At 48.4% G+C, this 20,048-nt stretch carries 15 protein-coding genes and 1 pseudogene; 10 read left to right on the top strand and 6 right to left on the bottom strand.

Annotated features, from left to right (window positions below; genetic code table 11):
* Positions 1 to 43: 43 nt before the first annotated feature.
* A complete protein-coding gene (locus BAZ21_RS15620; RefSeq protein ID WP_068502468.1) occupies positions 44 to 616 on the bottom strand; it encodes a hypothetical protein in 573 nt (190 codons plus the stop codon).
* 213 nt (positions 617 to 829) lie between these two features.
* Between BAZ21_RS15620 and BAZ21_RS15615 the strand changes: the two genes are divergently transcribed.
* The 4 genes from BAZ21_RS15615 to BAZ21_RS15600 are packed head-to-tail and all read left to right on the top strand — an operon-like array spanning position 830 to position 3,244.
* The gene (locus BAZ21_RS15615; RefSeq protein ID WP_068502465.1) at positions 830 to 1,243 is read left to right on the top strand and encodes a GntR family transcriptional regulator; all 414 of its coding nucleotides are present in this window, start codon (positions 830 to 832) and stop codon (positions 1,241 to 1,243) included.
* Positions 1,240 to 1,953: an ABC transporter ATP-binding protein gene (locus BAZ21_RS15610; protein WP_068502462.1), complete on the top strand. Its 714-nt coding sequence runs from the start codon at positions 1,240 to 1,242 to the stop codon at positions 1,951 to 1,953. Before BAZ21_RS15615 ends, BAZ21_RS15610 begins: the two co-directional genes overlap by 4 nt.
* On the top strand, positions 1,950 to 2,717 hold the full coding sequence (locus BAZ21_RS15605) for an ABC-2 transporter permease (protein ID WP_068502461.1): 768 nt from the start codon (positions 1,950 to 1,952) through the stop codon (positions 2,715 to 2,717). The genes BAZ21_RS15610 and BAZ21_RS15605 overlap by 4 nt, the downstream gene beginning before the upstream one ends.
* A 41-nt stretch (positions 2,718 to 2,758) precedes the next feature.
* Positions 2,759 to 3,244 (top strand): CcdC protein domain-containing protein, encoded by a 486-nt coding sequence (locus BAZ21_RS15600; protein ID WP_068502460.1) that lies wholly within the window; start codon positions 2,759 to 2,761, stop codon positions 3,242 to 3,244.
* A gap of 396 nt (positions 3,245 to 3,640) precedes the next feature.
* Here BAZ21_RS15600 and BAZ21_RS15595 read toward each other — a convergent pair whose 3' ends face one another.
* On the bottom strand, positions 3,641 to 4,528 hold the full coding sequence (locus BAZ21_RS15595) for a LysR family transcriptional regulator (protein ID WP_068502459.1): 888 nt from the start codon (positions 4,526 to 4,528) through the stop codon (positions 3,641 to 3,643).
* 137 nt (positions 4,529 to 4,665) lie between these two features.
* Here BAZ21_RS15595 and BAZ21_RS15590 point away from each other — a divergent pair, with 137 nt between their 5' ends.
* The gene (locus BAZ21_RS15590) at positions 4,666 to 5,868 is read left to right on the top strand and encodes an MFS transporter (RefSeq protein ID WP_068502458.1); all 1,203 of its coding nucleotides are present in this window, start codon (positions 4,666 to 4,668) and stop codon (positions 5,866 to 5,868) included.
* Positions 5,869 to 6,069: 201 nt separating this feature from the next.
* Positions 6,070 to 7,290 carry a stalk domain-containing protein gene (locus BAZ21_RS15585; protein ID WP_068502457.1) on the top strand — a complete coding sequence of 407 codons (1,221 nt, stop codon included), beginning with the start codon at positions 6,070 to 6,072 and terminating at the stop codon, positions 7,288 to 7,290.
* A gap of 82 nt (positions 7,291 to 7,372) precedes the next feature.
* On the opposite strand, the gene BAZ21_RS15580 is transcribed toward BAZ21_RS15585, so the two are convergent.
* The 3 genes from BAZ21_RS15580 to BAZ21_RS15570 form a co-directional block, all read right to left on the bottom strand.
* Complete coding sequence (locus tag BAZ21_RS15580; protein ID WP_068502456.1) at positions 7,373 to 8,377, bottom strand: LacI family DNA-binding transcriptional regulator; 1,005 nt, start codon at positions 8,375 to 8,377, stop codon at positions 7,373 to 7,375.
* A 154-nt stretch (positions 8,378 to 8,531) separates the two neighbouring features.
* Positions 8,532 to 11,972 (bottom strand): GH36-type glycosyl hydrolase domain-containing protein, encoded by a 3,441-nt coding sequence (locus BAZ21_RS15575; RefSeq protein ID WP_068502454.1) that lies wholly within the window; start codon positions 11,970 to 11,972, stop codon positions 8,532 to 8,534.
* A 13-nt stretch (positions 11,973 to 11,985) separates the two neighbouring features.
* On the bottom strand, positions 11,986 to 14,160 hold the full coding sequence (locus tag BAZ21_RS15570) for a glycoside hydrolase family 3 N-terminal domain-containing protein (protein ID WP_176718157.1): 2,175 nt from the start codon (positions 14,158 to 14,160) through the stop codon (positions 11,986 to 11,988).
* 502 nt (positions 14,161 to 14,662) lie between these two features.
* Between BAZ21_RS15570 and BAZ21_RS15565 the strand changes: the two genes are divergently transcribed.
* Genes BAZ21_RS15565 through BAZ21_RS15555 form a run of 3 tightly spaced genes read left to right on the top strand, consistent with a single transcriptional unit; the run spans position 14,663 to position 17,710 of the window.
* A complete protein-coding gene (locus BAZ21_RS15565) occupies positions 14,663 to 15,916 on the top strand; it encodes a sugar ABC transporter substrate-binding protein (RefSeq protein ID WP_068502440.1) in 1,254 nt (417 codons plus the stop codon).
* 36 nt (positions 15,917 to 15,952) lie between these two features.
* Positions 15,953 to 16,837 (top strand): carbohydrate ABC transporter permease, encoded by an 885-nt coding sequence (locus BAZ21_RS15560; protein WP_068502437.1) that lies wholly within the window; start codon positions 15,953 to 15,955, stop codon positions 16,835 to 16,837.
* A gap of 18 nt (positions 16,838 to 16,855) precedes the next feature.
* On the top strand, positions 16,856 to 17,710 hold the full coding sequence (locus tag BAZ21_RS15555) for a carbohydrate ABC transporter permease (RefSeq protein ID WP_084011715.1): 855 nt from the start codon (positions 16,856 to 16,858) through the stop codon (positions 17,708 to 17,710).
* A gap of 108 nt (positions 17,711 to 17,818) precedes the next feature.
* On the opposite strand, the pseudogene BAZ21_RS15550 reads toward BAZ21_RS15555, so the two are convergent.
* A pseudogene (locus BAZ21_RS15550) lies at positions 17,819 to 18,151 on the bottom strand (Rpn family recombination-promoting nuclease/putative transposase); the annotation flags it as partial.
* A 121-nt stretch (positions 18,152 to 18,272) separates the two neighbouring features.
* Between BAZ21_RS15550 and BAZ21_RS15545 the strand changes: the two are divergent.
* A complete protein-coding gene (locus BAZ21_RS15545) occupies positions 18,273 to 20,024 on the top strand; it encodes a sulfatase-like hydrolase/transferase (protein WP_068502428.1) in 1,752 nt (583 codons plus the stop codon).
* The last annotated feature ends 24 nt before the right edge of the window (positions 20,025 to 20,048 follow it).

The following is a 20,048-nucleotide window of genomic DNA, read 5'->3' as shown; positions in this document are numbered from 1 at the left end:
GAAATTTATTTACATGGAGTGACAATGTCGACAGGAGCTTTGACTATTTCTGCTTGGCGGAGGTTTTAGCCGCATCTGTTTTAGCAGGAGCTTTGGCTGCATCTCCTTTAGCAGGAGCCTTGCCAGGATCGGCCTTATCTCCATCTACTGGTGGCTTGGACGGTTTAACGCCGTTCACCATATCTGTAATCATTTGCTTTAGATTAGAGACACGCTGATTATATTCGGTGGCTGTAATTTTGCCGTTTTGTTTTTCCGTAGACAGCTTTGCTTTCATGTCAGAAACCAGCACATCAACAACGGAATTCACGCTCACGCCTTGTGCTTTGGCGATTGTGGCAAGGGATTTACCTGCCTTCAACTGTGTTTCCAATTGGCTGGAGGACAGTTTCAATAATTTCAGGAGAGCTTTGTTTTCGGCAAAGTTTCCTCCTGCCATTTTAGGGCCGTTAGCATCGCCGGGGTTCCCTTTAGGTGCCTGTGCTTTGTCGGCAGTGGGAGCCTTCTCAGGTGTAGTTGAAGCAGCATGGGCTGCGTCTGTGGAGTACAGTGCACCGCCTCCTAAAAATGCCAATGCCATCGTTCCAGCCAAAATTGCTTTCTTGCTGATCTTCATCTTCATTTTCCACCTTTCGGTTATGGTTTGTTTGGTACGAGATACATCATAAGATATCAACTTGAATGCTATCTGAGCGCAAGCTGAGCATTTACTGAATGAAAATGAGGTGGCATGACTAAAATTTCAGCTAAAATAAACTTGTATTACGTGTATTAAGTGATATAATACACTACAGGCACGAAAGATTCAGCCGATTAGGGGGAAACACCCATGGAAGAGCAACGGGTTGGCTCGTTCCGGTTTTTAATTGATTTTAGCCAGCCATTATATGAACAAGTATTGAATCAGGTACGAAGCTCCATCGCCAAAGGGGAGATTGAAATGGGAAGTAAAATGCCATCCGTTCGTGATCTGGCTCAGGAATTGCGCATGAATCCGAATACTGTGATGCGGGCATATCAGGAGCTGGAGCGGGACGGGCTGACAGAGAAGCGACGTGGACTGGGCACCTATGTCACGTCGTCCAGTGAGCGGATTAACAGCTTCCGGGAGCAGCTGGCCAGGACGTATATCGATCAATTTCTCGGACAAATGAGCAGTCTGGGACTGTCCTGGGAGGATGTACAGCAGTATATAAGCAGCAAGCAGAGCGGGAATGATGAGAAAGGAGGCGAAAAGGCATGACGGAATCTATTGTGGTTGCGAGTCATCTGACAAAGCAATATGACAGTAAAAAAGCGCTGGACCACTTGGATGTCGTTATTCCGGCGGGACGCATCGTAGGGGTGCTTGGACCCAATGGTTGCGGGAAGTCAAGCCTGTTTCGGGCGATCACCGGATTGATTCAGCCGGACGGGGGCGAGCTTCACGTGCTGGGGCAAAAGCCCGGATGGGAAACGAACCGCGGCATATCCTATCTTCCTGACCGGGCCCGTTGGTATCCCAATCATACGGTTCAGCAGACGTTGGAGTGGGGGCAGTCCTTTTTGCCTGGCTTCAATATGAAGGATGCGCATAAGCTTGCTGATCATATGGACGTGGAGCTGGAGCTAAAAATGACCGGGCTGAGTCGCGGGCAGGAGGCACGTGTGCTGCTGATTTTGTGTTTGGCGCGTGAGGTTCCGCTCATGATTCTCGATGAGCCGTTTACGGGCATTGATATCCTCTCCAGAGAGGCGATTGTAGCCGGGATTATTGATTATTTGCAGGATCGGCAGCAGTCTATACTCATTAGCACGCATGACATTCAGGAAGTGGAAGGCTTGTTTGATTACACGGTCATGATGGACCGCGGACGGGTCATATGGTCTGGTGATTCGGATGATCTGCGTGCAGAGCATGGATCGCTGAATCAGGTGTTCCGCAATTTGTACAAAAAGGAGTGGAAGGCGTGAATTCATCAGGGCTGTTCAAAGATTTGATACGCCATGAATTTCGAAATAAAGGAAGCTGGAGAAAGCAGAGCCGCAATCGACTGCCCAGATCGTGGAGACTTGTGTATTTCTCACTATTTCTAATTGCGGCGTTCGTTATTTCCTTATATTTCGCGCTCCACAACCAACTCGAATTGACAAGGCTGTGGTATGTCACCCTGGGCTTGCCGTATATGATCATTTTTATGGGTGTGGGAAGTCTGAGAAGAGAATGGGAGAATGACACCTACGGATGGTGGCTGACCCTTCCCTATCCGCGCATGTGGCTGATTAGCGCCAAATGGATTGCTGCCATTTTACAAACCATTGTCGTGATATTGTTCCTGTTTGTGGCGGGTTCTTTGTTCGTGCTGTTCATCTCATCAACCATAGAGCCTTATACGTTTGCGGATGCAGCGTCCTTTATCATAGCCGGATTGGACTGGTTTGTGATGATTATCGCTTTCACACCGTTTGTTGTTGCACTGGGTCTGCTGACGGCTATTACCAAATACAGCACTTTGCGGCCGATTAGCCCGATACTGTGGATCCTTTTGATGGGTGGAGGGAGTGTCTTTTACTGGTCAGGCGATCAGCGGATTTATGAGCAGTTTGACCATGTTCGGGCAGGGCAATGGTTTCCTTTTACCTGGCATTTCCCGGTTGCGGTGTTGATCAGTTGGGTTGCTGCCTATGTCTTAATCCGCTTGAACGCTTATTTGCTAGAGAAAAAACTGTCGATTTAGCATAGAACCAATGGCTATTTACATGAGAAAGGATTTTCACCATGACGACGATATTCATATACGCATTGATGGCGGTTCTGGTGGGGCTGATGATCTGGCTGAGAACGAAAAGAAGAAGGGGGCCGATAAAAGGAAACGGCATCCGGATTCTGCTTCCCTTGTTTATCGCATTCCCGATTATGATGATATCTGTATACCAATTGCTGCATATTCCCGGTCAGACGCATGCGCTTCCCGCCTTTTGGGAGCTGCTGGTCGCCGGGCTGCTAGGAGTTCTGTTTGGTTATGTCATTTTGCTGCATACGGCGTATGAAAGACGGGATGACGGCCTCATTTATCCCAAGCCGAACCAATATTTTAAATACATTATTATTGCCATTATTTTGATTCGCGTTGTTTTGACCCAGTACCTCAGCAGTTTGGGTACAAGCGAAATTAGCATGCTGGCGATTACGATGGCGCTGGTATATATCTCAATCTGGCGGATTGGGAGCTTCATCAAGTTTCGGAGAACGTTATCGGTATAACGTATTCAGAAGACTTGAAGGCAATATGCTGGCAGGGTTTTTTTGCGAATTGCCGCTTAGCCCTGTCAATTTCTTTCAGGACACATACTGTATATCGTAACTTAAAAAAAGGAGGAATTCATGTGAGTGAGTGTGGACATGAGCATAAGGCCAAACATTTTTGTCCTTTCACATCGACGGGTGCAATTCTGGTGCTCTTTATCCTGTTGGTTATAATCACCAAAGCATGTTGGATTTAATTTTGTGAGGGTAAACAAAAGCTCTGCTAACCTTAATTGGTCGGCAGAGCTTTTGTTATTATTCCTGTTTCAAGAGTCAGTACCAAGGCCTTACACCTTACTGTGATACTTGGAAATTTACTTGGATCGTCCCCTATAACGGTTCCGTTCTTGTGAGTTAATTTCTTTGGTGCGTTTTATTTATAATAAAATTTTTAAAGTTTATGGCTGCAGGTGGCAAGTATCTTTCATTCATCCATGCCAAGCCGATGGTTCGATGACTTTCAGGTGCCTTTAAACGGACTTGGGCAACCTTATTGGTGTCTAATCCTTGTAGGTCAGGCAGTAACGACACGCCCAGACCCGAACCAACAAGTCCTGCTACAGTGGCAACCTCTTCACCTTCAAATGTAATGTTGGGGTCAATGTCGTGCTCCTGAAACATGAGATCGGTAGTTTGACGCAAGGCATATCCTTTTTTTAACAAAATAAAAGATTCATTAGCCAGTTCATCCAATCTTATGGATGCAGCTTTAGCAAGTCGATGAAAAGAAGGTACAACGGCGAGAATTTCTTCTTTCCATAAGGGAATCCACTCAATAGAGGGCTCCGGATCTCTGGGTTCAGCCAATAAGCACATATGCAATTCCCCGTTCATTAATTGATTGAATAAAGAGTAGCTGTGATTTTGTACGAGTTGAAATTGAATATGAGGAAAGCCAATACGGAATTCCCCAATTAGATTAGGAATGTGGTTCGTTCCTAAAGTGTGTATAAATCCCAGAGAAATCTCGCCGCGTTCGGGGTGCGTAACTTCAAATAGTTCCTGTTTCCCCTCAGACAGCTCTTTCATTACACGTTCCACACGTACCAAGAACATTTGACCATACCGGTTTAATTTGATGGAACGGTTATAACGTTCAAATAAGGGAACTCCCAGTTCTTCTTCCAGTTTGGCGATGGATCTGCTTAATGCGGGTTGAGAGAGGCTCAGCATCTCCGCAGCCCGAGTTACATGCTGAATAGATGCCAGAACCTGGAAATACTTCAATTGCTGAATATCCACACATATAACCCCCTGAGTTCACTCAAAAATCTATTACTAAAATGCATCAAAAACATAAATACAATAAATTATACTTTGGTCTTTGTTGATGATACCATAATAACAGGTTGAATTGAGAACACGATGGGGGCTTATAAATGAGTTATCTTGAACAAGGCACTTCTGCTTTTAGAAAAGCAAATGTGGCCTTTTTTGCTGCGGGTTTTAACACGTTTGCCATCCTGTACTGCACACAGCCTTTACTTGCTGAATTCACCAAAGAATTTAATATTTCACCGACTACTGCAAGTCTGGCACTCTCAGGTACCACCATGTCTCTTGCCGTAAGTATGTTGTTCTTTAGCTCTTTATCCGAGAAATGGGGGAGGAAGAACGTCATGTTTATTTCCATGCTAACAGCGTCCCTGCTCTCCATTCTAACGGTGTTTAGTTCGAGCTTTGAATCACTCTTGGTGTTAAGAATTATACAAGGTGTAGCGTTGGGGGGGCTTCCTTCCATTGCAATGGCTTATCTGGGGGAAGAAGTTGCGCCGCAAAGTTTAGGGGTGGCCATGGGGTTATATATTAGTGGAAATTCACTCGGAGCTGTTGCCGGAAGGGTGATTACTGCAATTAGTAGTGACTTGTTTAACTGGCATGTTGGTTTGGGCATCATCAGTATAATCAGTCTGTGCGGAAGTATTATTTTTGGGATAACCTTACCCAGGTCACAGCACTTTCAGCCAAGTACACTGAATAGCAATAAACTTGCGGCTGTTTTTATGTCTCATCTTAAAGATCCAGCACTATTATGCTTATTCGGTATCGGCTTTCTGATCCTGGCAAGTAACATTGCTATGTACAACTATGTTGGTTATGTATTAAGCGGTCCTCCGTATCATATTCCACAAGCACTACTGGCGTGGATTTATCTGTTCTTCCTGGTGGGTATGGTCAGCTCAATCTGGATGGCGAAGCTGGCACAAAAATTCGGAAAATCGAGGGCGCTAGTCATTTCCCTGGTTATCACCATGATCGGCGCTTGTCTAACTTTGGAGCCGTATCTATGGTTTAAAATTGCGGGATTGCCTATATTAACTTTCGGCTTTTTTGGAAGTCATTCCATTGCAAGTGGATGGGTTAGTCAAAGAGCCGTAAGCAATAAGGCTCAAGCTTCGGGACTTTATTTGTTTTTTTACTATATGGGTTCCAGTTTTGGAGGCACTTCCGTTGGAGAAGTTTGGCTATGGTTCGGATGGGGAGGCGTAGTATCCGCCATTATGGTCTTTTTGCTGTTGGCTTTATTATGTACTACTTTGCTAATGAAACGGGTTAAAACCACAACGGTGCATTCCCGTTGATACGAAAAGAAGCTGATTCTATGAAGGTTTCTCCACTCCAATCCTTCACTTATCAAGGGGGGCCGAGTGAGTTATTACAAACGGCTCCCAAGGACTGGTGGCAAGAGTTGCATTTTGTGATCAAATGTAACTATAATAGTTACATAAAAAGGAGTATATATTTATTTACTTTATTTAACAAAATGAGAGGGGCTTACATTCATGAAAAAACATACGGTTACTGCTGCACTTGCTGGCTTGCTCGTGCTATCTTCTGCTGTACCTGCCTTGGCAGCCGAGGTAAAACCCGCTACAGGTATCCAGGTTTGGGTGGATGGCAAGAAAGAGACTTACAAGATTGCTCCTATCGTGCAAAATCAGCAGGTTTTGATTCCTTTGAGACAATTGGCTTCCAGTTTGGGGATTCCATTGGATTCCAAGCATATTACGTTCAATACGGCGCGTCAAAGCACGACCATTCGTTATGATCAAGCGACGGTTGTACTGGTGTCAGGCAATCCGGAAGCGCAAATCAACGGGATTAAGGTACCACTGTCCACCTCGCCCATCTTGACTAAACAAGGGATAACCTACGTTCCAGTTGATGTTATCAAAGAAGCGTGGGGCAAGCAAGTGACCTGGGACCCGGCCAGTCAAACGGTGCAAATCGGGGTGAGCAATAAGGATAAGGTCGTTGAAATCCTGAAAAGCTTTGAAACCGGAGATACGAAAGCGGCCGAGACCTGGATCAGCAAAGATCAGTACATTCAGCACAATCTGGGTTTTGCTGACGGTAGAGAGGCTCTGATAGAAGGTATTCGTCAAATGAAGGGAGCTAATACACAGGTTGATATCCAGAGAGTAATTCAGGATGGAGATTATGTAGCCGTTCATTACAAGGAGACGGATGCAGGGAAGCCAAGCGTGTTGTTTGATATTTTCCGGTTCGACAAGAACGGGAAAATTGTGGAGCATTGGGACAATAGTCAGGAGCTGGCTCCGGCTAATCCAAGCGGACGTACAATGATTGACGGAACGACACAGATCACGGATCGCAATCGCACTAAAGCAAACAAAACATTGATCCGCAAGTTTGTGGATGATATCCTGGTTGGCAAGAACCGCGCCGCACTGGAAAGCTACTACAACGGCGATCATTACCTCCAGCATAATCCTCTTTTTGGTGACGGTGTATCCATTCTGAAGCAAGCATTCTCCGCAGGGGGAGGTCAGGGAGCTTCCTTTGGATATGATCAGGTACATATGGTCATAGGAGAAGGAAACTTCGTGCTGGTTGTGAGTGAAATCAAATCGCCACAGGGAACCTCAACGGCTGTCTATGATATGTGGCGTGTGGAGAACGGTAAAGTAGCAGAGCATTGGGATGTAGTTCAGGACGTTCCGCCTAAAGCGGAGTGGAAAAATACGAACGGAAAATTTTAAAAATACGCTTGTAGTAGAGCGGGCAAGAGCATAACCCAAAGAACTTCCCACCCGTATTCCGGGTCTGTGGAAGTTCTTTTCATTACATATTTTGTTTATCTTGTGGAATGCATACTGCACTTGCAGATTCTCTTTGGACAAGCGTAACGTACAATCGTTCATGATCCACGTCTTCCCCTGCAATGATTTTGAGAACCTGTTCGGCGGCCACAGCGCCCCATTTGAGTTTGGAATAGTCAATGGTGGTCAGGCGGGGCTGAATATATTGTGCCAGCTCGATATTATCAAAGCCGACGATATGAATATCCTTGCCAATGGTTAGCTCAGACTGAGTCATTCGATTGTAAAAGCCTACGGCCATTTCATCATTAAGGCAAAAGACGGCTACAGGTCCCGAATTCGGGCTGACATGCTGCTGCAAAATGATCTCGGCCGCCTGCTCGCCGCCCGATTTTTCAAAATCGCCACGAATCTCAATCATTTCGGCAATGCCGCTTCGCTCAACGGTCTGTTTGACCGCCTGCATCCGTTGCCATGAATCGTAAGAGCCGTCTGGTCCGGTGACAACATACAGCTTGCGGTGTCCCAATTCCAATAGATGCTCTATTGCAAGCGCGGCACCCGCTTTGTTATCCAGCAGCACCTGATTAATGTTAGGGTGATTCAGTTCACGGTCCAGTACGACAATCTTATGTCCCCGCTCGGCGTAGCTTAGCAGTTCCTGACTATCAAACGTCTGATCCAGCACGATGGCTCCGTCGATCATGCGCTCAGGCAGCATTCGGTGAGACTGCTTGCCGCTGCATACGATGAGGTCATATTCTTTACGGTTCAAAATTTCCTTGATGCCATACAATAAATCTCCATACACGTCTCCGCGAAAATCGGTCAGGAAAACGCCAATAATTTTGGTTTGTCTTTTCTTGAGATTACGTGCGGCGGCATTTGGCACATAGTTAAGCTCTTTGGCAATCGCCAAAATACGTGCACAAGTCTCTTCCGTGACCTTATCGCTGCCGTTCAAAGCATATGAAACGGTGGATATGGAAACGCCTGCCTGTTTGGCGATGTCTTTAATGCTGACCACATCGCCACCTCCTTTTCGTCCGTCTCTGTTTATTTATTATTAACCACAAATTCAAATATCGTAGCCCCGCAGGTAAGCAGCAAAGGGCGATCCCGCAAGATCGCCATCGCTTTGTTGCCTATACCTGGTTTAGCATTTTGCAGCAAAATACTCTTTATAAAATAATCTCCAGACGATGTACACCATCATAGTCTGCCAGCGCCTGCTCGAAAGTGTCGCGCTTGATGCGCATGGCGCCGGAGCGGTAACGATTATCATTGGCTGGCTCACTTTCCAGCAGCGTTCCGTTCAGTACTGCACGGCCTTGCTCACCGTTATAATGTTCTAGCCGCAGGCGGTACACAAAGGTAACCGGTTTACCGGCAAAGGAAAATTCAAACTCCAATCCGTCGAGATCGTCCGGCAATACAGGGTCCAGGATCAGGTCTTCGCCCGACTGACGAATACCCAGCACGTTCGAAATAAGCTGGTTCATGTAGATCCCCGGACCGCTGGAGTAGATTCTCCAGCCGCCTTTGACCGGTACGGCTCCTTCACGCAGCTCACCAAACCGTTCCTGTGCCTCATAGCGGGTATTGAATTTGCCGTCCGAGCTGCTGAAATAGGCGTTGCTCTGACGCCATTCAGCGTTCGGGACGGACGTGCGGATGCCAACCGGATTGATGAGCTTCAGGCTGTGCCAAGCGTCATCCTTGCGCCCCAGCTTGGCCATCGCCTCCACGAAGCGGATATGGGCATGCACATATTGCAGCCCGACCTCACGTCCGAAGTTGGCCGCTTGCTCTGCGCGCTTGAAGTGCGAGCTGACACCGCCATCGTATTGCGCAGGGCGGTTCATCAGACGCACCCCATCCGGGCAGAGGAACTGCTCGCGGATGAGCTGCTCATGAGCCAAAGCTTGCTCAGGTGTGAGCAGCTGGCTGATCATGCTGCGTGTCATCGGCAGCAAGCGGTAGTGAATGCCCGTCTCGGTATCGGACGGATGAAGCATCAGCTTGGGCTGGCCAGGCTCCTCCATATACACGAAGCCTGGGATGACACCGCTTTCCAGCATATAACGGTTAAAATCCTTACGGATGCCTTCAGCCATTTCGTGTAGATCCCGGGCAATCTTGTCTGCTTCGCTGACGACGCCTGCCGGGGCCTCTTCCAAAGCAGTAGCAAAGCTGCTAATCACCTGATAGGTGAGGGCAACCGTCCAGCTGCTCGCCATGTATTGCTTCAACTGAGCGTTGTCTGGCTGGAGCGTGTCATCCCAATCTCCGTCGCCGTAGGCCGACAAATGCGTGTCATGAAGGAAATTCGCCCGAATATACTCGATTTCCTTCTTTGCATGCTCCATGAGCGTCGCAGTCTGCTTGGTAAAATCGAAAGAATGCCGATGGGTGAAGGGTACATTTTCTCCCAGAATACTGTAATCCCGCGTCGCGGTCAAATAATCGGCGAGTATTTTGAGAGGCCAGACGATAATATCACCGTGGCTTTCTTCCTGCTGTACGCGAGTATAGTTGTCGAACATAAACCATTGCGGCCAGCTTCCGCTATCCTCGTACTGATGGCTGAATACAGTCAGCAGAATGGAACGGACCTCTTCGTACTTTTGTACAGCTGAGAAATATTCCACCGGTCCCTGACATACGTCACGCGTTCCCCAAGCTGCACCGCCATATTGCTCCAGACCATGAGGCACGGAATAGTGAACGAGCATATTGTGGGTATACCACCAGGCCACCGTGTTCACACGAAATAGCTCGCTGGTTTCATGACCGCCCTGCGTCAGGTGGAAGCCGTTCATAAGCTCGGCCAAATATTCGCGATAGCGCTCGCGCTCGTCCTCAAAGGACATGTGGCGCTCTCTGCGCTTCTGGTCTTTCCCGGCCGAGCGGCCATGCAGCCAGCCCTGCACGGTGCAGGTCCATTCGCTGCTGTCGCTCAGCTCCAGCACGACCAGCGATGGATCAGGGCAGGCTGTGCCCTGCAGCATTGCGCGAGCGTCGCTCACTTGCTGTAGCGGAGCACCTTCTACCTGCATGCGGTACAGCAGGTCCGGGCAGGCTTCGGCGCTCAGTGAAGCGGAGTCTGCCCGGAAGAGCAGAGCGTCACCTTCGCGTTCCATATGAAACGGAAGCTCATATTCGTTCACATGCATGGATAGCTGCTGAGTCACAAGAAACGGATAGGCTTCGCCGCTTGCCGAGCGCACGTGCAGCCGTACTTCCGGCGTATCGGCGTTCGTATGGTTTGTAATGATGAGCGTATCGTCAGCGGTTTTGTAATACCAGCGAGCATAATTAAAGCCAATCTCGAACAGGGAAGGCATCGTGAGCAGACGGTATTTCCCTTCGATTCCGACATAGATACGCTGCCCGGATGTTTTGGGAATGTTAAGCGCATTACGCGTGTTTGTGATCATTTTGTTGAAATTCGTATTGCCGATGACGAGCTGGGAATTGAACACTCCATACATATAGGAGGTGGTGGTAATCGTCTCTTCCTTGCCTCCTGTGTAATGCCCACCCATCAAAATATGCCCGTGGGGACGTTCTACACGAAGCTCTTTGGATTTGAGTACGACATGCTCATAGCTGTCCGTGAAAAAGGAAAGTAGTTCATCGCCGTCTCGTTCTTCCTCCTGCCGTTTCGGGAAAAGCTGTTCCACCTCGGCATCGGTCAGGTCCAGGGTGTGCAGCGGCTCACCGATCGTTTGAGCTGGAGCTACACGCACTGCCTGTAAATTACCTGCGGCATGTACCGGGATGGTGGCATCGGAAGCGATGGCCAGAATGGCAGCGACTTCTTCGCGTGCTTTTGTTACCAGCTCCTGGTACTCCAGCTTCGTCACCGCAGTGGGATGATTCGGCTGGAACAGACCATAAAAGGTAAAGCGAGCTTCCCCGGCAAGCTTCACCCGCTCGGATTGTAATGCTGTATAGGCGAATTCGTATTGGTACACTTCATTGGCGAGCGAGTCGCGGCGCAGTGCTTCCGGCTCATTTGTTTCTTTGTACGAAAGTCCAAAGAACTGAAATCCGTCCGTCGAGTAGCCGACGGTACGGGTTAACGAGCCTTGCTGAAGGTAAGGGAATGCCTGACTTTGCGGCTGATTTTGACGGGAGCAAACCGTGTAGCCTCTTTGTTCGTCATGGTAGACCGTATGATCAATATATTGAGACAAATAGGCTTCATTACTGCGTACAGCAGCGGTATCCGCAATGCCGACATCCTGACCGTACACGATATCTGCTTCAACGTCATCACCCTGTAGGACTACATCCCAGAACCACACTCCCAGATGGTTTAGCGTGAAGGCTACCTGATAGCCTACACCAGCGGTAAAGCCTTCCCAAATAATCTGCCGATCTGTCTGACGGATCACTCCGGGTGAGTGAACTCCAAGCAGGGGAGTGATACTCACGCCGGACGGGCGGTACAGTCTCAAGTACAGATTGTTCAGGGAACCGTCGACCGAATTGGTCAGCAGCTGGTTGATCATGGTTGAGCCATGAGTGATTTTGTACACATCGCCACTGCTCAGGAAGGTAAAGGACAGGTCGCCTGCCCGCAGCAGCATATTTTGATCCAGACTTGTATTCATCAAAGGTCGCGCCTCACTTTCCTGTTTCTTTCACTAACCGAAAACGTCCTTCGGTCGTATCCCGACTGTTAGGTCCTGTAAAGACGGCAAATTCACCGCTATCACTGCTAAAGCTCAGGTCTGCATGGTGATAGCGCAGCTGCGGTTCGGTCAATGCAAATTCGACTTCCCGGCTTTCGCCTGGGGCAAGGAGGACTTTGCGGAAATCCTTCAGTTCCTTCATCGGGCGAACCGTATCTCCGCTGATGTCACGGACATAGAACTGAACGGTTTCCTCGACGGGACGAGCCCCTGTGTTCGTTACCCGCACCTTAACCGTCAGCTCCTGACCGGGTACAAGGGTTGCGCCGGAAAGCTGTACGCTGCCATAGGCTACTTCGGTGTAGCTCAGGCCATAGCCAAACGGGAATAAAGGTTCGTTCGGTATGTCAAGGTATTGGGACACGTAGCGTTCCGTTGTGTTCGGGTCCAGTTGCGGACGTCCTGTATTAAAATGATTGTAATATACGGGCACTTGTCCAACCGATTGCGGAAAGGACATCGTCAGGCGACCCGTAGGCTCGGCATCGCCGTACAGCAAATCGGCAATCGCTGCGCCGCCTTCGCTACCGGGGAACCAGGCCTCCAGCACGGCGTCTGCTTCTTCAATGACACCGTGCAGGTCCAGTGGGCGACCATTAAAAAGGACGGCTACCATCGGCTTGTTCAGCGTCTTCAGGCGCTTTACCAGCTCCAGTTGGGCTTGGGGCAGGCGAATATTCGATCGACTGCCTGCTTCACCGCTCATATCCGAGCGCTCACCAAGCGTCAGCACGATAACCTCTGCTTGGCTGGCAGCTTGCAGAGCTTCTACATATTGCTCCTCGGTCATGTCTTCTATGGAGCAGCCTGTCGCTACCGTGAGCAGCGAGGAAGAGATTTTCGATTGGAATCCGTCAACCACACGAATCGCTTCGTCCTGCGAGCCGCTCCAGGACCAAGAGCCGAGGATATCACCGCTTTGTGCAAACGGTCCGATCAACGCAATATGCTGGCTGCGCTTCAATGGAAGAACGGAATCATTTTTGAGCAGCACGCATGACTTGATCGCCAGCTCCTTGGCAACCGCACGGTGAGCATCGCAGAACACAATCTCACGTTCCCGCTCAGGGTCCGCGCCGCGCAGCGGATTGTCGAACAAGCCCAGCTTTTGCTTAAGCTTTAGCACACGCATCACCGCTTCATCCACGAGTGCTTCGTCCAGCTGTCCGCTGCGAACCAGCTCAGGCAGATGCTTGTTATAGCAGGAGGTCATCATTTCGATATCCACGCCTGCCAGCAATGCTTTCTGTGCTGCCTCGCGCTCATCCTCGGCGATGCCGTGGGGGATCAGTTCCTTGATGGCGGCCCAATCGGAGATGAGTACACCGTCAAAGCCCCATTCATCGCGGAGCAAATCGCGCATCAGGCGCTTATTGCCCGTTGCGGCTACGCCTTCTACGGTATTGAAAGAGGTCATCACCATTTCGCAGCCTTCATCCAGCGCGGCTTTGTAGGAGGGGAGATAATACTCTCGCAGCTGCCATGCGGATACATCAACGGTATTGTAATCCCGTCCGCCTTCGCCAGCTCCATAGGCGGCAAAATGCTTCACGCACGCGGCCACCCGGTCTGTATCGTTCGTCAGATCCTTGCCCTGGAAGCCACGTACAAACGCACGGGCAAATTCGCTGTTGAGGTAAGGGTCTTCTCCTGTAGACTCCATGACACGGCCCCAGCGCGGGTCACGCACCAAATCGACCATCGGGGCAAAAGTAACGTGTATCCCCGACACGGCTGCCTCCCTCGCAGCTATGGTAGCGCTCTCTTCTGCAAGTCGCATATCCCATGAGCAACCTATAGCCAGCGGTATCGGAAAAATCGTTTTGAAGCCGTGTATAATATCTGCCATAATTAGAAGCGGAATGCCCAGACGGTTATGACTCAAATGGGCCTGCTGAACACGAATCACTTCCCTGGCTCCTGCGAGGCCAAGCACGGAACCGACGTTGTGGACGGTTTCCTCGGTGATGCCAAGAGAAGCCATAGGCCCGGTAATTTGGCCGTCTGTTCCGGCATCTTCAAAAAAGGCGCCCACAAGCTGGAGCAACTGGTCGACCTTTTCTTCAAGGGTCATGCTTTGCAAATAGGAATTGAGTGGTTGTTCCATCATAATCCTCCGTAAGCTGCGTTGGTAGACAGCTTTCTTTTTCAGATTCATGAGATTTTTTGGCGAAAATAGTTTCATAAAAGCGCTGAACAGGCTAATAGCCTAGTATAGAAGCATAATATCTGTTGTATCGTTGATCGAAACGTTTCTATTATTGAACTCAGTTGGATTATATACGCTTTCAAATCGAGAGTCAAATCCATGTTGGAGGTTGTTTTATAGGAAAAGAGACGTATTTAAGATGAAATAAACGAAATAGGGCGTGATTTTGGCGAACAAAAAATGATATTCCTATTGAATGCGGTTTCAAATTGTTCTATAATGACTATCGAAACGTTTCTATTGATGAGTATGGTTCTTAGATATTGGAACATAATTGCTATAACGGTATGCTATAAGCATTGTATGTATTTACTTGTATCATGCTTTTGCATAATCCTTGTATTCGAAGCCGTTATCATATTGCGTGATCGGTAAACCGGTCATCTCGGGAGGAATTCGTATGATGAAAAGAACGTTAGGGATTGTTTTGGCAAGCACTTTATTACTTGGGGGCGCACTGGCTGGCTGTTCGTCCAAGGATGAGTCATCCGGCAAGGAGGCAAACGGAAAAACAACCATCACCCTATGGGGTATGGGGGCAGAAGGAAAGCTGCTGCCTGAGATTGTGAAGGATTTTGAAAAAGAAAATCCCGATGTTCATGTAGAGGTACAGGCACTGCCTTGGGACAACGCTCACGATAAGCTGCTAACGGCAGTTGCCTCCAAATCCGGTCCGGATGTGGTTCAGCTGGGTACATCTTGGGTTCCGGAGCTTGCGGCTGCGGGTGCATTGACGGACATCACTCCTTATGTCAGCAAATACCCTGAGCTGGAGCCGAAGAATTTCTTCCCGGGTGCTGTGGATACGGCAAAATTTGAGGGAAAACCTGTAGGTGTTCCCTGGTATACTGAAACGAAAATTTTGTTCTACCGTTCAGATCTATTGAAGCAAGTCGGATATAATGAAGCACCTAGAACGTGGGAAGAGCTTTCTGACGCTGCTCAAAAGCTGGCAGCGCGTGGCAAAGGGAAATATGGGATTGCCATTAATGCGAAGGAGCAGTCTCTGGGCTTTATGTTCGCTCTGCAGAACGGCTCCAAGCTGATCGATGAGCAGGGCAATCCGCTATTCAACCAGCCACCGTTTGTAGAGGCTGTGAAGTATTTGAACACCTTTTTCCAAAATGGCTCTAATGCCCTCGATCTTGGAATAGATTCCGTTCAGGGATTGCAAGGTGATGGTATCGTTCCGATGTTTATCAGCGGTCCTTTTATGATTAGAGAAATCAAGAGCAAAGCACCGGAACTGGAAGGCAAATGGAATGTAGCCGAGCTTCCGGGCAAAGTAAACAATCTGTCTGTTTTGGGCGGGTCGAACCTTTCGATTATGCAATTTAGCAAGCACCCAGAGGAATCGGCCAAATTCATGGCTTTCATGAGTAAACCGGAAACGCAGCTCAAATGGATGGAACTGTCCAGTACCTTGCCTGCTGCTACCAAGTCATGGGACGATGCCAAGCTGAAGAGTGATCCGATGCTTCAAACGATTCGCAAACAGCTCGAGCATTCCGCATCATTACCACAGCTGGCAGCATGGGAAGAGGTTTCTCAGCAATTCATCAAGAGCTTCGAACGCATTTACCGTGGTCAAGCCGACGTGCAGAAGGAAATGGATGATTTTAATCAGCAAGCTGCAAGTATTATGAAAAAATAATGATCCGTATCCGTCATTGTCAAAGGGAGTGAAGGCATGAAAGGAAGCTCGCAGAAGCTTGCGCCATACTTGTTTATCGGTCCCTCCATTATTCTACTGACGCTGTTTTCGCTGTTGCCGATTTTACTGGCGCTCGTGATCAGCTTCACGGATATGGATCTGTCAGGACTAGTGAATTATGATAGTATTCGCTTTATAGGGCTGGAAAATTATAAGAATGTGCTACTAGACCCTTCTTTTATAAAGTCCATGGGTAATACCCTGTTCTTCGTCATTATCGGTGTACCGTTGGTGCTGATATTTTCCCTGAGCATTGCGATCCTGATTAACATGGGTAAATCACGTGCTTTCAAAATATTCCGCGTCGTGTTCTATCTGCCGTCCGTAACGAATGTGGTTGCGGTGGCGGTCGTATGGAGCTATCTGTATAATCCAACGCTCGGATTATTCAACTATGTGCTTGGCCTGGTGAATCTGGGCCCTGTTCCATGGTTGACCGATCCGACCGTGGCGAAAATTTCGCTGATTGTGTTGGCGGTTTGGCGGGGTATAGGCTTGAATATGATTATTTTTATTGCAGCCATCAAAGGAATTCCGGGCTCTTACTATGAAGCGGCTCAGCTTGACGGGGCCAACACATGGCAGCAAATTCGTTATATTACCCTTCCGCAGCTCCGCTACGCTATCTTCTTCGTGTCCATTACGACGATGATCGGCTGGCTGCAATTTTTCGAGGAACCGTTCGTCATGACCAAAGGAAAACCGCTTGACGGTACGCTATCCGCATCTCTGTTTATATACAATAACGGCTTCCAATTTAGTAAATTCGGTTATGCCGCGGCGGGATCGTTTATTCTGTTCTTCGCGATCATCGCGGTGACGCTGATTCAGTTCCGTTTGCAAAATAAAGCGGAGTCCTGATAGAGAGAGGTGATGAACGTGAAAACAGCTGTTCAGCAAGCCCGCGCCAATTCGCGCAGTGGAGAAAAAACATTTCAATGGTTCGTGGCGCTTCTCCTGACCGTGGGAGGTCTGTTGATGGTGCTGCCTTTTGCGTGGATGATTTTATCCTCCTTTAAGACGGAGGGCGAGGTAGCCCAAATTCCTCCGACCATCTGGCCGCAGCATTTCACATTGGACAATTTTAAAACACTATTTGATAGCATGGCTTTTGGCACTTATTTGACCAATACGCTGGTGATTGTACTAGCTTCCTTCTTCGGGTTATTTCTGAATGCCATGGCAGGCTACGGGTTTGCCAAATTCAAATTTAAGGGCAGAGGTTTTCTGTTCTATCTGGTGCTGGCCACGATGATGATTCCGGGGCAGGTAACGATGATTCCCGTGTATTTGATTCTGAATCAGATGGGATTGACCAATACCATGATGGGGATCGTCCTGCCTGGTCTGGTAGGAGCATTCGCCATCTTCCTGTTCCGGCAGTTCATGTCGGATATTCCCGAAGAATTACTGGAGGCGACGCGTCTGGACGGGGCAGGCGAATTTCGAACCTTTCTGCAAATTGTACTGCCTATCTCGACACCGATTTTGGCAGTGCAGGCCATTCTGACCTTCATTGGCGGCTGGAACAGCTTTCTGTGGCCACTCATTATTGCGAACGATGAGAAGCTGTACACCTTGTCCGTCGGTCTGTCACTGCTCAAGGGACAGAACGAGAGTCAATTCGCGCTCCAGATGGCAGGCTCGACCTTTATGGTCTTACCGATTATGATTATCTTCATTGTTTTTCAAAAGTATATTATTGAGAATTATACAATTTCGGGTATTAAGTAGTATGTAACGGCGGAGTTTCCCTTTTAACCAAGGGGACTTCGCCGTTTTGTTCTTTTATAAAAAAGAAGAGCACCACTTTAAGGGCACTTCTCGTAGAAATTCTCATATTTAAATAGATTTGATCTCTTTCTCGGTTAATCCGGTGGCCTTTGCAATAGTTGCTATGTCCAGACCCATGGACAGCATATTTTTGGCGATATTCTTTTTCTCATCTTCTTTACCTTTCGCTGTACCGATAGATTCTGCTCTATCGATCATTGAGGCTTCATCGTGCAGGTATTTCTGCCGAGCTTCATACAGACGTCTTGCTTCTGAATCCTGACTCAAGAATTGCAGAGTGTCCATGGCTTTTTCCAGTCCTGGCTCGTTCATTTTCAAAACCTCCCATTTGGATGGATCTGCGCCTTTGAGAAATAATAGCCAGTTGATAAGCCCTCCGTTCAGTATTAATTATATCATCTTTTTTAGGATATCAGAATGGTTGAGCTTCTTTTTAGAATGATACTGTTTCGGGGCTTCATAACATATTCTTAGGGTAAAAACGAACCTGGGATGTGTATATATGAAGGATAGTTCACGGTTATCCGGCTTCTTAGAACAACCTAATTTTCTTGTGCTCCTTGTGGATGAGGAACGGTATCCCGTGGTTTATGAAAACCCGGAGACCAAAGAATGGAGCAGGCAAAACCTGATTACACAAGGACTTTTGAGGTCTCACGGGCTGGAGTTTCACAGGCACTATATAGGAAGCGCAGCATGTAGCCCCAGCAGGACCACCTTGTTTACCGGCCATTATCCGTCACTCCATGGTGTCACTCAGACAGACGGAGTGGCCAAGGGGGCATTCGACTCCGATATGTTCTGGCTGGATAGAAACACGGTGCCCACCATGGGAGATTATTTTCGCGCAGCGGGATACCAAACCTATTACAAAGGAAAATGGCATATATCCGACGAGGATATGATCATCCCGGGTACACACCAGGCGCTCCCTAGCTATTATCCGCTAACGGGGGTACCCGATAGAAAACGGGAAGACCTATATGAGCAAGCTGACCGCTTGAATAACTTCGGTTTTTCCGGATGGATCGGTCCGGAGCCGCATGGGCGAAACCCACGGAATTCCGGTTCCTCAGCCGGTTTCGGTTTAAGCGGGAGAGACGAGGTATATGCTGCGGATACCACCCAGCTTATCGAAGCCCTTGACCGTCAGAAGGAATATGATAACCATGCCAAGCCCTGGTTGGTCGTAGCTTCATTTGTGAATCCGCATGATATTGTTTTATATGGTGCTATTACTGCACAGCTACCTATGTTTCGATTTGAGGTGGAGCCGATGCCAGCAGTTGCTCCTCCTCCGACAATCAACGAATGGCTGGCCACCAAGCCACGCTGTCAGGCGAGCTATCGGGATATTTACCCTAGAGCGCTACAGCCCATTTTGGATCAGCCTTTTTACCGCAAGCTATACTACCAATTGCAAAAAAATGCGGATCGCCAAATGTTTAAGGTATTTGAAGCGCTGACCCGTTCTTCTTTTTACGATAATACCATTGTTATTTTTACGTCCGATCATGGAGATTTGCTGGGCGCTCACGGCGATCTCCATCAAAAATTTTATTGTGCCTACGAAGAGATGGTGCACGTGCCGTTGGTCATCCATAACAGGCATCTATTTCCTCAGTATCAAAGTGAGCATGCGCTGACCAACCATGTGGATCTTCTGCCTACCATGCTTGGACTGGCGAACGTGGACAGCACTGCGATCCAGAGAAGCCTGCAAAACAGCTTTAGTGAAGCCCGTCCGTTGGTGGGACGTGACCTTACACCCGTCATCCGAGGACAGCAGCAGGGTGAAATAGCTGACCAGCCGGTTTATTTTATGACCGATGACGATTTTACCCGAGGCCAGCGGCAGATCAATGTACTGGGAGAGGCATATCCTTCTGTTATTCAGCCCAATCATATCGAGACGGTCATTACGACCCTGCAAAGAGATGGTGTGCAGGAGCTGTGGAAGTTTAGCCGCTATTTTGACAGTACCCAATTCTGGAGTCAACCGGGAGTGAAGGATGTGACTATACGGCATATATGTGGACCATACTCTCAATGGGCTATACAGGTCAAAACACAACCGGACCATGACGAATATGAATTGTATAACCTAACCAACGACCCTTTGGAAACATGCAACCTTGCCCACCCCGTATTTGCTACGCAGCAGACCAGAAGCGTTCAACAACAGATGATGCACTTACTGGAGGAGCAACGTAAACATAAGCGTTTATATCCCGCTCAAACATGTATATGGTGAAAAACAATGCGTTTCCCCATTTGG

Source organism: Paenibacillus kribbensis (assembly GCF_001705305.1).
GTDB classification, from domain to species: Bacteria; Bacillota; Bacilli; order Paenibacillales; family Paenibacillaceae; genus Paenibacillus; species Paenibacillus kribbensis_B.
The sequence above is the reverse complement of the archived record's forward strand: the minus strand, read 5'-3'. Positions and strand labels throughout refer to the sequence as shown.

What these genes read in the sequence shown, in the direction of transcription:
- BAZ21_RS15545 (WP_068502428.1), top strand. Translation starts at nt 18,273, where the DNA reads ATGAAGGATAGTTCACGGTTATCCGGCTTCTTAGAACAACCTAATTTT.
- BAZ21_RS15570 (WP_176718157.1), bottom strand. Translation starts at nt 14,160, where the DNA reads ATGGAACAACCACTCAATTCCTATTTGCAAAGCATGACCCTTGAAGAA.
- BAZ21_RS15585 (WP_068502457.1), top strand. Translation starts at nt 6,070, where the DNA reads ATGAAAAAACATACGGTTACTGCTGCACTTGCTGGCTTGCTCGTGCTA.
- BAZ21_RS15590 (WP_068502458.1), top strand. Translation starts at nt 4,666, where the DNA reads ATGAGTTATCTTGAACAAGGCACTTCTGCTTTTAGAAAAGCAAATGTG.
- BAZ21_RS15575 (WP_068502454.1), bottom strand. Translation starts at nt 11,972, where the DNA reads ATGAATACAAGTCTGGATCAAAATATGCTGCTGCGGGCAGGCGACCTG.
- BAZ21_RS15620 (WP_068502468.1), bottom strand. Translation starts at nt 616, where the DNA reads ATGAAGATCAGCAAGAAAGCAATTTTGGCTGGAACGATGGCATTGGCA.
- BAZ21_RS15610 (WP_068502462.1), top strand. Translation starts at nt 1,240, where the DNA reads ATGACGGAATCTATTGTGGTTGCGAGTCATCTGACAAAGCAATATGAC.
- BAZ21_RS15565 (WP_068502440.1), top strand. Translation starts at nt 14,663, where the DNA reads ATGATGAAAAGAACGTTAGGGATTGTTTTGGCAAGCACTTTATTACTT.
- BAZ21_RS15615 (WP_068502465.1), top strand. Translation starts at nt 830, where the DNA reads ATGGAAGAGCAACGGGTTGGCTCGTTCCGGTTTTTAATTGATTTTAGC.
- BAZ21_RS15560 (WP_068502437.1), top strand. Translation starts at nt 15,953, where the DNA reads ATGAAAGGAAGCTCGCAGAAGCTTGCGCCATACTTGTTTATCGGTCCC.
- BAZ21_RS15600 (WP_068502460.1), top strand. Translation starts at nt 2,759, where the DNA reads ATGACGACGATATTCATATACGCATTGATGGCGGTTCTGGTGGGGCTG.